Source organism: Streptomyces sp. NPDC001315 (assembly GCF_042896175.1).
Classification (GTDB): Bacteria; Actinomycetota; Actinomycetes; order Streptomycetales; family Streptomycetaceae; genus Streptomyces.
On the sequence record NZ_JBIAWZ010000004.1, the window covers coordinates 524122 to 537780 of the forward strand.

Consider the following 13659-nt stretch of genomic DNA (forward strand, 5'->3'; position numbering starts at 1 on the left):
CGTGCGGCGGCTGTGCCGATGGAACGAGCCGCATGTGAAAGGGCGTATGTGGGCGGGGCCTGACGGAAATCCGGCCCGGCGCGCTCGCCGATCGACCAGCCCGGGACCGGGGGAGGGCGGACGCGCACACCCGCACGCCGACGAGCAGAACCGCAGCCCGGAGCACTCGGCCCGTGGCCACGGCCGCACGCGTCGGTCACCGGCTGCTCGCCTACCCGGCGCGCTCGGCTCGGTCGCCCTGACGGCGTCGGCGGCGTTGTGGCTGGCGCGGATCGTCGTGGGGCGCGTGGCTGCTGGCCACCGACTCCACAGCGTCGGCCAGGCGGTCGAGCACGGCGGAGGCCTGCTCGTCCGTGATCGTCAGTGGCGGGAGGAGCCGTACGACGCTCGAGTGACGGCCGCCGAGTTCGACGATCAGGCCTCGCCGCAGGCACTCTCGCTGGACGGCGGCCGCGAGTTCAGGGGCCGCGGGACGGGGGCCGCCCATGGATTGCCGTGCCCCGGCGACCTCGACGTCGACAAGATCCCCAGCAAGATCCCCACCAGGGTCGGCCGCCCCAGAGGAACCGGAGTCCCCCGCAGAACCGCCCCCGGCACGGGCGCCCGCAGCCACCATCTCCATCCCCATCATCAGCCCGCGCCCCCGTACATCCCCGATGCACGCGAACTCCCCCGCCAGGTCGCGGAGTTGGGACAGCATGCGCGAGCCGAGGGTGGCCGCTCGTTCGGAGAGGTGGTGTCGGCGGACGTAGGCGAGGGTCGCGGTGCCCGCGGCCATGGCGAGTTGGTTGCCGCGGAAGGTGCCTGCATGGGCGCCGGGTTCCCAGACGTCGAGGTCGTCGCGGTAGACGACGACGGCCAGTGGCAGGCTGCCGCCGATGGCCTTGGAGAGCACCATCACGTCGGGGGTCACCCCGCTGTGCTCCACCGCCCAGAAGGCACCGGTCCGGCCGACCCCGGTCTGGACTTCGTCGGCGATCAGCGGAATGGAGCGGGCGGCGGTGATCTGCCGCATGCGCCGCAGCCAGGTGTCCGGCGCGGGGATCACCCCGCCCTCGCCCTGGACGGGTTCGAGGATCATCCCGGCGGGGTGCCGCACTCCCGACTTGGGGTCGTCGAGGACGGATTCGGTCCAGCGGGCGGCGAGTTCGGCGCCGCGCTCGCCGCCGACGCCGAACGGGCAGCGGTAGTCCTGCGGATAGGGCAGGCGCGTGACGCTGACATCGCAGGCGCCGCCGGACGCGGCCAGGGCCCCGGCGGTCATGCCGTGGTAGGCGCCGGTGAACGCGAGGATGCCGGAGCGGCCGGTCGCGGCCCGGACGAGTTTGAGTGCGGCCTCCACCGCGTCCGTGCCGGCCGGCCCGCAGAACTGGACGCGCGCGCGGTCGGCGAGCCCGGGCGGCAGGGTGTGGAACAGCTCGGTGATGAAGGCGTCCTTGACGGGGGTCGCCAGATCGAGGACGTGCAGGGGCGCGCCCGAGTCGAGGACCTTGCGGATCGCCTCCAGGACGACCGGGTGGTTGTGTCCCAGGGCAAGTGTTCCGGCGCCGGAGAGGCAGTCGAGGTAGCGGCGGCCGTCCGCACCCTCGATGGTCAGTCCGCGCGCCCGGACCGGCACGATCGGAAGGGCACGCGCATAGGTCCGCGCCGCCGACTCACGCGCCGACTGGCGTCGCAGGATCCCCTCGGTCACCGCCACGGCTCACTCTCCTCCCCGCACACCCCGCACAGACCCCACCGCTACCAACCCCGGACCGCCCACCGGGTTACGGGTTGCTTCAAGATCCTTGCCGTGAAGGAACCATTGCCGCTCCAGCCCGTCCCCAGGTGGCCGAGCATGTGGCATCCATGGCCGGCATCAGCCGCCGATGCTTTCGCCAGGGCATGTCCAACCGCCCGACGGCGTCCGGCACATCCTCGTCCGGCGCGGCGCGGGCGGCGCCGCAACCTACGAGGTCGTCAGCTCGGCCTCCACCGCACGCGCCGCCGCGTTGAGTGTCGCGACCAGCGACTGCAGTCGGCCCGGGTCGTAGCGCGCACCGGGCATCGACACCGACACGCCCGCCAGCGCGGCGCCGTCCGCGCCGTGCACCGGGACCCCGACGGCGACGAGCCCCCGTTCGGACCGGTCCTGGTTCACGGCGAATCCGCTGCGGCGCACGCGTGCCAGCTCGGTCCGCAGCGCGGCGAGGTCGGGGCGGTCGTCCGGACGGTCGCGGTAACGCTCTGCGGCGTACACCTGCTCCAGTTCGTCCTCGGTGAGCTCGGCGAGGAGCAGGAGCCCGGCGGTTGTGCGGTGGGCCGGGAAGACCATGCCCTCCCGGGAGCCGACGCGCAGTGCCTGGGCACACTCGACGCTGGCGATGAACCGGGCCGTGTCACCCGTGCGGATGGTCAGATTCGCGGTCTCCTCCAGCAGATCGACCAGACGCCGCAGGTGGGGCAGCGCGGCGGCGCGCAGCCGGGACACCTGCGACTGCGAGTGCGCGGCCAGCTCCAGAACGGGGCCGGCGCGGTAGAGCCGCTTCTCGTCCTGGACGGCGAAGTCCCGGTAGACGAGCATCGCCAGCAGCCGGTGCGCGGTCGACCTGGCCACACCCAGCCGCTCGGCCATCTGCGACACCGTCAGCCCGCCCTCCAGCTGCAGCATCGCCGCGGCGCGCAGGGCGTGATCGACGCTGGTGATCGCGTACGGCGGAGGATTCTTCAGCGGCTTGTCCAACGTGACCTCCCGAGCCCCTTCGTTCTGCTCTCCAGAATCTACATGTCTCTCAGGTGAGCGCGGCGCACGCCGTGCTCCGTGACCGACATTTCCGTCGCTTCAGACATCGGTACGGGCTCCCCCGTCCGGCTCAAGGCCCTTCGGAGCCGGGACAGCCCGAGATCACGCCGGCGCTCGAAGAGCTGTACCGGCGCTTTGAGCACGAACTCCTCGTCTCACTGTGGACCGAGATCGGCGACCTGACGCCCGCGCTCCCGGGCCGTGCCCCATGGCGCCGGGTGCAGACGACAGCGCGCGCCCGGGGCGAACTGTGGCACCTCGACCGTGCAGCGGCTGCAGCGCAACGCGATCATGCGGACGCGCGACACCTATGACTACGGCCTCACCGACCGGGTGTACGGCCGACCGCGCTCACCCGGGCCGAAGAACCCGCGATGTTCACCCCGATCCCGCTGTCCTAGGCGCCCGTCGAGAGCGACGCGGCCGGTTGCGGGTCAGCGGGGCGCTGGTGGGCAGTGCGTGGAGGTCGAACGGCCCTCGGCACGCGTGATCTGAGGGACGTGCGGGGCTGACCCGAGGCTCGTTGACAACGAGGCAGCCGTGCGGCAGTGGCCCTCACGGCCGACGGGACTCGACGCGGACGACTCTGGACGATTGCCAGGTCAGACGGCTTGTAGCCGAACCGTTGCCGTTCCGTCGGCCGTCCCCCACAGCGAGCGCATAGTGTGTGATGCCGTTCCCGTAGCGTGGGCACAGCGCCAAGTCAGTTCCGTTCAGGGGGAGTCAGACCATGCGATCCATACGGCCGTCGTTCACCGCTCGACGAGGGAGGAGCGCGCGCCGCAGGACCACCCCCGCGCTGGCCGCCGTCGCCCTGGCCTCGGCGCTGGCTCTCACCGCCACCGCGTGCGAGTCGGGTGACACGAATGCCGACGACCAGGCGTCCGCCTCCGCCACCAGCGGCGACGGCAAGATCAAGATCCCGGACGACATCAGAGACAAGCTCAAAGAGCACGGGATCGACATCGACAAGTGGAAGAACGGCGCCTGGAAGACGTGGGACAAGGACGACTGGCTGCGTGAGGCGCAGGACTTCGTCAACCCGATCATCGAGGGCCTGTGGAGCTCGGACCGGATGCGGGACGCCGACGACCCGGACAAGGGCGTGGACGAGAACGACCTCTCCGGTGACCAGGGCGTGACCGACCGGACGCCCGCGCCGGTGGACGCCAAGGCCGTGGCGACCACGTACCACGCCAACGCCCCCGAGGCGGGCAAGGTGTTCTTCGACTCCCCCGAAGGCACGATGGTCTGCTCGGCGACAGTCGTACAGGACCCGGCGCACCCCGGCAAGTCCAACCTGGTGTGGACGGCGGGGCACTGCGTGCACGCCGGCAAGAACGGCGGCTGGTACCGCAACATCGCGTTCGTGCCGTCGTACAACAACGCGGGCGACACGGCCGAGCAGTTGCAGAGCGCCACCAAGGAGGAGGTCGCTCCCTACGGTGTGTGGTGGGGCGACTGGGCGCAGACCTCGGACCAGTGGATCGCGGGGGGCGGCTCGACGGGTGGTGACGGTGCCTCGTACGACTTCGCCGTCATCCATGTGACTCCGGAGAAGGGCGGCACGGGCAAGTCGCTGGAGGAAACGGTCGGTTCGGCGCTGCCGGTGGACTTCAAGGCTCCGGCCGTGCCGAAGGTGGAGAGCGTCACGGCGACCGGCTATCCGGCGGCGCCGCCGTACGACGGACAGACGCTGTACCAGTGCCAGGACAAGCCCGGGCGGCTGTCGATCAATGCCTCGGATCCGACGATGTACCGGATCGGGTGCAGCATGACGGGTGGTTCCTCGGGTGGCGGCTGGATCGCGACGGGTTCGGACGGCAAGCCGGCACTGGTGTCCAACACCTCTATCGGGCCGGTGACTTCCGGCTGGCTGGCGGGTCCGCGGCTGGGCACGGTGGCCAAGGGCGTGTACGACTCGGTGAGCGACAAGTTCGCCGGTCAGTGACGCAGACATGCTGAAGGCCCGCCTCCTGTTCCAGGAGGCGGGCCTTCACGCCGTTGGTCAGAGCGCGGGAGCGGGCACGTACGGCGCGAGGTCCGCCGCCAGCTCCTCGTGCACCCGAGCCTTGAGCAGCGTGCCCTCCGGGGTGTGCTCCTCGGAGATCACCTCGCCCTCGGAGTGGGCCCGGGCGACCAGCTTGCCGAGCGTGTAGGGCACGAGCGCCTCGATCTCGACCGAGGGCCTGGGCAGCTCGTTGTCGATCAGCGCTCGCAGCTCCTGGAGGCCCTTGCCGGTGCGGGCCGAGACCGCGATGGAGCGCTTCTCGATCCGCATCAGCCGCTGGAGCGTCAGCGGGTCGGCCGCGTCGGCCTTGTTGATCACGACGATCTCGGGCACGTCGGTGGCGCCGACGTCCCGGATCACCTCGCGCACGGCCGCCAGCTGCTCCTCCGGGTTCGGGTGCGAGCCGTCCACCACGTGCAGGATCAGGTCGGAGTCGCCGACCTCCTCCATGGTGGAGCGGAACGCCTCGACCAGGTGGTGGGGCAGGTGCCGGACAAAACCGACCGTGTCGGCCAGCGTGTACAGCCGCCCGCTCGGGGTCTCGGCCCGGCGGACGGTCGGGTCCAGGGTCGCGAACAGCGCGTTCTCGACCAGTACGCCCGCGCCCGTGAGGCGGTTGAGCAGCGAGGACTTTCCGGCGTTGGTGTAGCCCGCGATGGCGACGGACGGCACCTTGTGGCGGCGCCGCTCCTGGCGCTTGATCTCGCGGCCGGTCTTCATCTCCGCGATCTCCCGGCGCATCTTCGCCATCTTCTCGCGGATCCGGCGCCGGTCCGTCTCGATCTTGGTCTCACCGGGACCACGGGTGGCGAGGCCGCCGCCCTTGCCGCCGCCCATCTGACGGGACAGCGACTGACCCCAGCCGCGCAGCCGCGGCAGCATGTACTGCATCTGCGCGAGCGCGACCTGCGCCTTGCCCTCTCGGGACTTGGCGTGCTGGGCGAAGATGTCGAGGATCAGAGCCGTACGGTCGATGACCTTGACCTTGACGACGTCCTCGAGGTGGATCAGCTGGCCCGGGCTGAGCTCACCGTCGCAGATGACGGTGTCCGCGCCCGTCTCGAGGACGATGTCGCGCAGCTCGTCGGCCTTGCCCGAGCCGATGTAGGTGGCGGCGTCGGGCTTGTCGCGGCGCTGGATGACGCCGTCGAGCACGAGCGCTCCTGCGGTCTCCGCGAGGGCGGCGAGCTCCGCGAGGGAGTTCTCCGAGTCGGTCACGGTCCCCGAGGTCCAGACGCCGACAAGCACGACCCGCTCCAGGCGGAGCTGGCGGTACTCGACCTCGGTGACGTCCTCGAGCTCGGTGGAGAGGCCCGCCACGCGGCGCAGGGCCGCGCGCTCGGAGCGGTCGAACTGGTCGCCGTCCCGCTCTCCGTCGATCTCGTGGCTCCAGGCGACGTCCTCTTCCATCAGGGCATCGGCCCGAAGACCTTCGGGATAGGCGTGCGCGAAGCGCTTGGTGTCCTGGGAAGGGGAAGAAGAGGAGGTCATTTGATCCTTACGTCGATGGGGATTCCGATTCGGCGACGGAGCATGATCCGTCACAGGTCACAACGTCCGAGTACCCCGGGAGATTCCCGGTCACCCGCGCCACGGCGAGCCGGGCCGCGTTGCCGACCCGAAGATGGTCGCACGGGACGGCCCGTCTCGTCACCGTGTTATTTCGCGGGAGCGGCGGCAGGTTTCCTGGCGGGTGCGGCCTGCTTCCAGTCCGGGTGGCCAGGCATCGGCGGTGTCTTCTGGCCGTACAGCCACTTCTTGAAGAAGCCGCTCAGATCGCGTCCGGAGGTGTCCGAGGCGAGGCGCTCGAAGTCGGCCGTGGTCGCCGCGCCGTCCCGGTGGGCCTGCACCCAGATCCGTTCCAGCTGCTCGAAGGCCTGCCGTCCGATCTCCTGGCGCAAGGCGTAGAGGACGAGTGCGGCGCCGTCGTAGACGTTGGGCCGGAAGATGCCGATCTTCTGGCCGGGGGCGGGGGCCTTGGGGGCCGCGGGGGGTCCGCCGGCCGCGCGCCAGCGGTCGGAGGAGCCGTACGCCGCCTTCATCCGCGTCTCCATCGGCTTCTTCGCCTTCTCCTCCGCGTACAGGGCCTCGTACCAGGTGGCGTGTCCCTCGTTGAGCCACACGTCGGACCAGGTGCGAGGGCTGACGCTGTCGCCGAACCACTGGTGGGACAGCTCGTGCACCATGATCGACTCGATGTACCACTTGGGGAAGACGGACTCGGTGAACAGGCCTCTCTCGAAAAGGGAGAGGGTCTGCGTCTCGAGTTCGAAGCCGGTGGAAGCCTCGGCCATGAGCAGGCCGTAGGTCTCGAAGGGGTACGGCCCGACCTTGCTCTCCATCCACTCGACCTGGTCGGGGGTCTTCTTGAGCCATGGTTCGAGGGCGTCGCGGTCCTTGGTGGGCACGACGTCCCGTACGGGCAGTCCGTGCGGCCCGTCGCGGTGCAGGACGCTGGAGCGGCCGATGGACACCTGGGCGAGCTCGGTGGCCATGGGGTGCTGGGTGCGGTACGTCCATGTGGTCGCCCGGCCGACCCGGTCGATGCCCGTGGGGAGCCCGTTGGCCACGGCGGTGTAGCCGTTGGGCGCGGTGATCCGGAAGGTGAACTTCGCCTTGTCGGAGGGGTGGTCGTTGGACGGGAACACCAGGTGTGCGGCGTCGGCCTGGTTGGCCATGACGAGGCCGTCCGAGGTCTGCACCCAGCCGCCGTCCCGGCCCTCGACCGGCCTGGGGTCGCTGGTGTGCCGCACGGTGATCCGCATCCGGCTGCCCTGGGGCAGCGGTGTCCGCGGGGTGACCACCAGGTCGTCGCCGGCGGCGGTGAAGGAGGCGGGCAGGCCGTCGACCTGGACCGACTCGACCGTGCCACGGGCGAAGTCGAGGTTCACGCGGTCCAGCGAAGTCGTGGTCCGGGCGTCGATCGTGGTGACCGCTTGGAGGGGCTTGTCGTTGCTGCCCGGGTAGGTGAAGGAGAGGTCGTACGACGCCACGTCGTAGCCGGGGTTGCCCAGGTACGGGAAGAGGCGGTCGCCGACGCCCAGTGGGGCCGGGGGTGCATCGGCGGCGACGAGGCAGACGGAGACGGCGGAGGCGAGCAGCGCCGCCTTCAGTCGTCGGCGGGCCAGGGGGCGGGGTCGGGAGGCCCGGATGCGGAGGGTGTGCGACATGCACCACGGCTACCAGCGCGCGCGTGCGCCACGGCGACGGCGCGCGCCGGACCCACCCGAACGGGTACGTCAGGGGGCGCCCGTGTCGCGAAGAGAGGTGCTCAGGTCGCCGGTGCGTGGTGCTGCGCGCGGCTGACGTCGTACACCCCCGGGACGTTCCGCATCGCCCGCATGAGGGCGGGCAGGTGGGCCGCGTCCGGGAGTTGCAGGGTGTACGTGTGGCGCACGCGTTGCTGGCTCGGGGGCTCGACGGTCGCGGAGACGATCTCGGCGCCCTCCAGGGCGATGGCCTCGGTGAGGTCGGCCAGGAGATGGGGACGGCCGAACGATTCGGCGACCAGCGTGACCCGGCACTCCGTGGTGTCGCCCCAGCGCACGCCCACCTCCGCGCGCCCCGCGCTCTTCATACGCTCCACCCCGGCGCACCCCACACGGTGCACGGTCACCGTTCCCCCGCGCACGGGGAAGCCGGTGACCTCGTCGGGCGGTACGGGCGTACAGCAGCCGGCGAGCCGGACGGTCGCACCGGGCCGGTCGACGACGGCGGTCGCGGCGGAACGGGATCCAGGACTGCCCTCGGCCCCGGTGGCAGTGGGTCCCCCGGGGGCACCCGGCGTCGTTCGCGCGCCTCCTGCGCCCGCTCCGGCGTCCGCGGCGCTTCCGGGCGCCGTGTGCGCGCGCCGGGCTCCGGCGCGTGGGCCGTCGTCCGCACCAGTGCCCGCGCCCGTGCGCCTGTCGGCCTCCCCATCGCCTTCACCCTCGTTCTCGCCGCTCACCGGATGCGTCGCGAGCCACCGCTGGATGGCGATCCGGGCGGCGGGCGTGTGGGCGTGCTCCAGCCACTCCCTGGAGGGCTCTGAGGCCGGGTCCTGGCCCATGAGCAGTTGGACGGTGTCACCGTCCCTCAGGACCGTGCTCAGCGTCGCCAGACGGCCGTTGACGCGGGCGCCGATGCAGGCGTGCGCATCCTCGCCGTACTGCGCGTACGCGGCGTCGACGCACGTGGCGCCCTCAGGCAGGCCGAGCGTGCCGCCGTCGGGCCGGAAGACGGTGATCTCGCGGTCCTGGGCGAGGTCCTCGCGCAGGGTGGACCAGAAGGTGTCCGGGTCGGGCGCTGCCTCCTGCCAGTCGAGGAGGCGGGAGAGCCAGCCGGGCCGGGTGGGGTCGACGCGCTCGCCGTCGCTCACGCTCTGCTCCTCCGAAGGAGGAGCGTAGGGATTGCCGAGCGCGACGACTCCGGCCTCGGCGACCTTGTGCATCTGGTGGGTGCGGATGAGGACTTCGGCGACCTGGCCGTCCCCGCGGGCGACCGCGGTGTGCAGCGACTGGTACAGGTTGAACTTGGGAACGGCGATGAAGTCCTTGAACTCCGAGACGACGGGCGTCATACAGGTGTGCAGTTCACCGAGTACGGCGTAGCAGTCGGCGTCCTCGTTGACGAGGACCAGCAGTCGGCCGAAGTCGGCGCCGCGCAGCCGCCTGCGTTTGCGGGAGACGCGGTGCACGGAGACGAAGTGCCGTGGCCGGATGAGGACTTCGGCCTGGATGTCGGCCTCGCGCAGGACACCGCGCACCTCGTCGGCGATCTCGGCGAGTGGATCGTCGGAGCGCGCCGCGTTGTCGACGATCAGTTCCCGGGTGTGCTGGTACTCCTCCGGGTGGAGGATCGCGAAGACGAGGTCCTCCAGCTCGGTCTTGAGGGCCTGGACGCCGAGCCGTTCGGCGAGCGGGATGAGGACGTCCCGGGTGACCTTGGCGATGCGGGCCTGTTTCTCGGGGCGCATGACGCCGAGGGTGCGCATGTTGTGCAGCCGGTCGGCGAGTTTGATCGACATCACGCGGACGTCGCTGCCGGTGGCGACGAGCATCTTGCGGAAGGTCTCGGGCTCGGCGGCCGCGCCGTAGTCGACCTTCTCCAGCTTCGTGACGCCGTCGACGAGATAGCGCACCTCCTCGCCGAACTGGTCCCGCACCTGCTCCAGCGTCACCTCGGTGTCCTCGACGGTGTCGTGGAGCAGCGAGGCGGTCAACGTCGTGGTCTCGGCGCCGAGTTCGGCAAGGATCAAGGTGACGGCGAGCGGGTGGGTGATGTACGGCTCGCCGCTCTTGCGCATCTGGCCGCGATGCGAGGACTCGGCCAGCACATAGGCGCGGCGCAGTGGTTCGAGGTCGGCGTCCGGGTAGTGGGCGCGGTGGGCCTCGGCGACATGGCTGATCGCGTCGGGCAGCCGGTCGCGGGATGCGGAGCCGAGGAGCGCGGCGCGGCCGAGGCGGCGCAGGTCGATCCGGGGGCGGGCCCTCCTGCGCGGCGCCGTGGGCGCGGCAGGACCGGCGCCTGTCGGCGTCACTGGGCCTGGGGTCGCGGGGTTCGTGGCCTCCGCACTCATGGGCACCTCCGGCTGCGTGGACCGGCGGACGGGGTGCCCCATGGCGGACACGGCTCAGGGGATGGCGACGATCCCCCGTCCGAGCCGGTGCTTGATGCTACCGAGCCCGCCCCGCGCGACCGACCGCCTCTCGCCCAGCGTGAAACGGATCACCCATTCGGGCGATGGTGATGAGGTTTACGGTTTCGCGCCAGGTGAGGGGAGGTCGGCCATGGTTTCGCACGCGTGCCTGCCGCTCACAGACGCACGTCGGGTGCGCCCGGCTTCCCACGACTGGGATGCCAAGCCCGCCATCGCCTCAGCGAACCGCGTTTTCCAGCCACTCCTGATCGATCTCGCCTTCGGCCACGATCACCGCAGGACCGGTCATCTCGATCTCCCCGTCGGGCCGCTCGGTGATCACCAGCCGTCCCCCCGGCAGATCGACGGCGTATGTCGCGGGAGTCCCGGTGGCGGCCGGGTCGGCGCCGTCCCTACGGGCGGCCGCCACGGCGACCGCGCACGCACCCGTGCCGCACGCGCGGGTCTCGCCGGCACCGCGCTCGTACACCCGCATCGCCACGTGCCGCGGGCCCCGGTCGACCACGAACTCGACGTTCACCCCGTCCGGGTAAGCGGCGGCCGGGTGGAACGGCGGCGGGGCGAACAGGTCACCGGCGTGCGCGAGGTCGTCGACGAAGGCGACGGCGTGAGGGTTGCCCATGTTCACGTTCCGCGCGGGCCAGCTGCGCTCGCCGACGGTCACCGTGACGTCCCCTTCGGGGAGGACCGCCTTGCCCATGCCCACGGTGATGTCCCCCGCGGCGGAGCCGCCATCGGGCACGGCCTTGGCGAGGTGCACGCTCTTCACGCCGCCGCGCGTGGCAACGGCGATGTCGCCTTCGGTGACGAGACCGGCGTGCTGGAGATAGCGCGCGAACACCCGTACGCCGTTGCCGCACATCTCGGCGATCGAGCCGTCGCCGTTGCGGTAGTCCATGAACCACTCCGCCTCGGCCGCCATCGCCTCGGCCTCCGGGTGCGCGGCGGACCGCACCACGTGCAGCAGGCCATCACCGCCGATGCCCGCGCGGCGGTCGCACAGGGCGGCGACGGCGGCTGCGGGCAGGTCGATGGCGTTCTCGGGGTCCGGGACGATCACGAAGTCGTTCTCGGCGCCGTGCCCCTTGAGGAAGGCGATCCGTGTGCTCATTCCTCGATCGTACGGGGTGCGTACGACACCCTCGACGGCTCGACCGGACCGGGCGGTCAGCGCAGCCGGGCGACGCGCCAGACCGCGAGGACCACGACCGCGGCGACGAGCACGACGTAGCCGAAAACCACCCGCCAGTCGGGGCGGCGCCCGGAACCACGGGGGGGCAGTCCGGGCCAGGTGTATCCGACCCGGCGCGCGGCCATCATGCCCCAGCCGGCCGCGCAGGAGCTGATCAGCAGGCCGAGCATGGCGATCACCGCGCCGCTGTCGCCGAAGTCGAAGGCCAGCGGGAAGGCGAACATCAGGGAGCCGGTCGCCGCCAGAGCCACGATGGGCGCGAGCTGCCAGATCCGCAGCCGGCGCTGCGGGCGCAGCTCGACCTCGACCTCGGGCCCGCCCGCGAACATCTCCTCGGGCTCGGGACCGTCGGCGGTCACACCGCCCTGGGTCTCGTCGGGGCCGTCGGGACTCAGCCGGTCACCGTCCTGCTCCGCCTCACCACTGTCGGTGGTGAAGGGCCCGGTGCCTTGTGCGGTGTCGCGAGGGCCGGCCTCCATCGCCACGCGCCCTCCCAACTCGGACTCCACTTGGTCGATCGAAGCTCGATGATGGCATGGCACGACAGGCCCGGATGACGGCCTGGGCGTCCCGATGCCATGACGTGATCAGGCTGTAACCGGTCGTTCGACCAAGGCCAGCGCGAGGTGCGGAAGTTCTGTGAGATCCGCCGCAGCCCCACTCAACCAGTGCACCCGCGGATCGCGCCTGAACCACGAATCCTGACGGCGCGCGAAGCGCTTGGTGGCACGGACGGTCTCCGCACGCGCCTCGTCCTGCGTGCACTCCCCCGTGAGCGCCGCGAGCACCTGCTGGTAGCCGAGCGCACGCGACGCCGTACGCCCCGCGCGCAGCCCCTGCGCCTCCAGCGCGCGCACCTCGTCCACGAGCCCCGCCTCCCACATCCGGTCGACCCGGCGTGCGATGCGCTCGTCGAGTTCGGGGCGGGCCACGTCGACGCCGATCTGCACAGTGTCGTAGACGGAGTCGTGACCGGGGAGGTTGGCGGTGAAGGGCTGGCCGGTGATCTCGATCACTTCCAGGGCCCGCACGATACGGCGGCCGTTGCTGGGCAGGATCGCCTGGCCGGCCTCGGGGTCGGCGGCGGCCAGGCGGGCGTGCAGCGCGCCGGAGCCACGCAGGGTGAGCTCCTCCTCCAGCCGGGCCCTGACCTCGGGGTCGGTGCCGGGGAACTCCAGGTTGTCGACGGCTCCGCGCACGTACAGGCCGGAGCCGCCGACCAGGATCGGCCAGCGCCCCTCGGCGAGCAGCGCGTCGATCCGTTGCCGGGCGAGCCGCTGGTACTCGGCGACCGAGGCCGTGACGGTCACGTCCCAGATGTCGAGGAGGTGGTGCGGGATGCCGCCACGCTCCTCCGGCGTCAGCTTGGCGGTACCGATGTCCATCCCTCGGTAGAGCTGCATGGAGTCGGCGTTGACGACCTCGCCGCCGAGCCGTTGGGCCAGGAAAACGCCCAGATCGGACTTTCCGGCCGCAGTCGGTCCGACGACGGCAATGACGCGGGGGGCGAGGGGTGCGCTGCTCACCGCACCAGTCTCGCAAACCTCATGGCCTGCCCTCGAACGAGTTAAGTGACGACGCTCGTGCGGCGTCGTTGCCCGTTGCGAGGTTCCGGCCGCCGTTGTACGGAAGGCGGCGACCCGGGCGGCGCAAACGGACGCACCGGGTGACGCGGGATTTCGCCCGCACGAGTAACGTATGGAGTGGATATGGGCGTTTTTGCGCGACTTCTTCGGAGGTCGAAGGCCACGGAGGAGGCCACCGAGGAGGCCGGCAAGAAGTCGGCAGCCACCGAGGATCAGGCCGACGCACCCGCGGCCGTACCCGAGGTGACGGAGATTGCTGAGGTGGCGGGGTCGGAGGAGACCCGGGACGCTGCGGAGGCGACGGTGGACGTCGTCGTTGCGGCGGAGGCGGACGGGGACGAGGGGGTCACCGCCGCCGACGGCGTCGAGATCCCCAAGCAGCAGTCCGCCGAGGGGGCGACCGACCGCGAGGCCGGTGAGGACGCCCGCACGTAACTGCCCCGCCAGGGA

The 13659-nt window shown here is 71.3% G+C and carries 10 protein-coding genes and 1 pseudogene; 3 read left to right on the plus strand and 8 right to left on the minus strand.

Translation table 11 applies throughout. The features are described 5' to 3' along the window. Positions 1-211: 211 nt before the first annotated feature. Both ACFY16_RS15760 and ACFY16_RS15765 read right to left on the minus strand, forming a co-directional pair. On the minus strand, positions 212-1699 hold the full coding sequence (locus ACFY16_RS15760; RefSeq protein ID WP_390647671.1) for a diaminobutyrate--2-oxoglutarate transaminase family protein: 1488 nt from the start codon (positions 1697-1699) through the stop codon (positions 212-214). 249 nt (positions 1700-1948) lie between these two features. After that, positions 1949-2722, minus strand: coding sequence for an IclR family transcriptional regulator (locus ACFY16_RS15765; protein ID WP_390647672.1), 774 nt, complete (start codon positions 2720-2722; stop codon positions 1949-1951). Between the two features lie 78 nt (positions 2723-2800). On the opposite strand from ACFY16_RS15765, the pseudogene ACFY16_RS15770 reads away from it, so the two are divergent. Beyond that, positions 2801-3033: pseudogene (locus tag ACFY16_RS15770) on the plus strand (cupin); the annotation flags it as partial. Positions 3034-3512: 479 nt separating this feature from the next. Beyond that, positions 3513-4733: a trypsin-like serine peptidase gene (locus ACFY16_RS15775; protein ID WP_390647673.1), complete on the plus strand. Its 1221-nt coding sequence runs from the start codon at positions 3513-3515 to the stop codon at positions 4731-4733. A 57-nt stretch (positions 4734-4790) separates the two neighbouring features. On the opposite strand, the gene hflX is transcribed toward ACFY16_RS15775, so the two are convergent. The 6 genes from hflX to miaA all read right to left on the minus strand — a co-directional run bounded on the left by hflX (position 4791) and on the right by miaA (position 13149). Next, complete coding sequence (hflX, locus tag ACFY16_RS15780; RefSeq protein WP_390647674.1) at positions 4791-6284, minus strand: GTPase HflX; 1494 nt, start codon at positions 6282-6284, stop codon at positions 4791-4793. Positions 6285-6451: 167 nt separating this feature from the next. Beyond that, the gene (locus tag ACFY16_RS15785; protein WP_390647675.1) at positions 6452-7963 is read right to left on the minus strand and encodes a M1 family metallopeptidase; all 1512 of its coding nucleotides are present in this window, start codon (positions 7961-7963) and stop codon (positions 6452-6454) included. A 101-nt stretch (positions 7964-8064) separates the two neighbouring features. Beyond that, the gene (locus ACFY16_RS15790; RefSeq protein WP_390647676.1) at positions 8065-10350 is read right to left on the minus strand and encodes a RelA/SpoT family protein; all 2286 of its coding nucleotides are present in this window, start codon (positions 10348-10350) and stop codon (positions 8065-8067) included. A 298-nt stretch (positions 10351-10648) separates the two neighbouring features. After that, positions 10649-11542, minus strand: a complete 894-nt coding sequence (gene dapF, locus ACFY16_RS15795) for a diaminopimelate epimerase (protein ID WP_390647677.1) — start codon at positions 11540-11542, stop codon at positions 10649-10651. Positions 11543-11598: 56 nt separating this feature from the next. Next, positions 11599-12102, minus strand: a complete 504-nt coding sequence (locus tag ACFY16_RS15800) for a hypothetical protein (protein ID WP_390647738.1) — start codon at positions 12100-12102, stop codon at positions 11599-11601. A 108-nt stretch (positions 12103-12210) separates the two neighbouring features. After that, positions 12211-13149, minus strand: coding sequence for a tRNA (adenosine(37)-N6)-dimethylallyltransferase MiaA (gene miaA / locus ACFY16_RS15805; protein ID WP_390647678.1), 939 nt, complete (start codon positions 13147-13149; stop codon positions 12211-12213). Between the two features lie 183 nt (positions 13150-13332). Between miaA and ACFY16_RS15810 the strand changes: the two genes are divergently transcribed. Further along, positions 13333-13644, plus strand: a complete 312-nt coding sequence (locus tag ACFY16_RS15810) for a hypothetical protein (protein ID WP_390647679.1) — start codon at positions 13333-13335, stop codon at positions 13642-13644. The last annotated feature ends 15 nt before the right edge of the window (positions 13645-13659 follow it).

Coding starts and splice junctions, on each gene's coding strand:
- ACFY16_RS15775 (WP_390647673.1), top strand. CDS start 3,513: ATGCGATCCATACGGCCGTCGTTCACCGCTCGACGAGGGAGGAGCGCG.
- hflX (WP_390647674.1), bottom strand. CDS start 6,284: ATGACCTCCTCTTCTTCCCCTTCCCAGGACACCAAGCGCTTCGCGCAC.
- ACFY16_RS15790 (WP_390647676.1), bottom strand. CDS start 10,350: ATGAGTGCGGAGGCCACGAACCCCGCGACCCCAGGCCCAGTGACGCCG.
- dapF (WP_390647677.1), bottom strand. CDS start 11,542: ATGAGCACACGGATCGCCTTCCTCAAGGGGCACGGCGCCGAGAACGAC.
- ACFY16_RS15810 (WP_390647679.1), top strand. CDS start 13,333: ATGGGCGTTTTTGCGCGACTTCTTCGGAGGTCGAAGGCCACGGAGGAG.
- ACFY16_RS15785 (WP_390647675.1), bottom strand. CDS start 7,963: ATGTCGCACACCCTCCGCATCCGGGCCTCCCGACCCCGCCCCCTGGCC.
- ACFY16_RS15800 (WP_390647738.1), bottom strand. CDS start 12,102: ATGGAGGCCGGCCCTCGCGACACCGCACAAGGCACCGGGCCCTTCACC.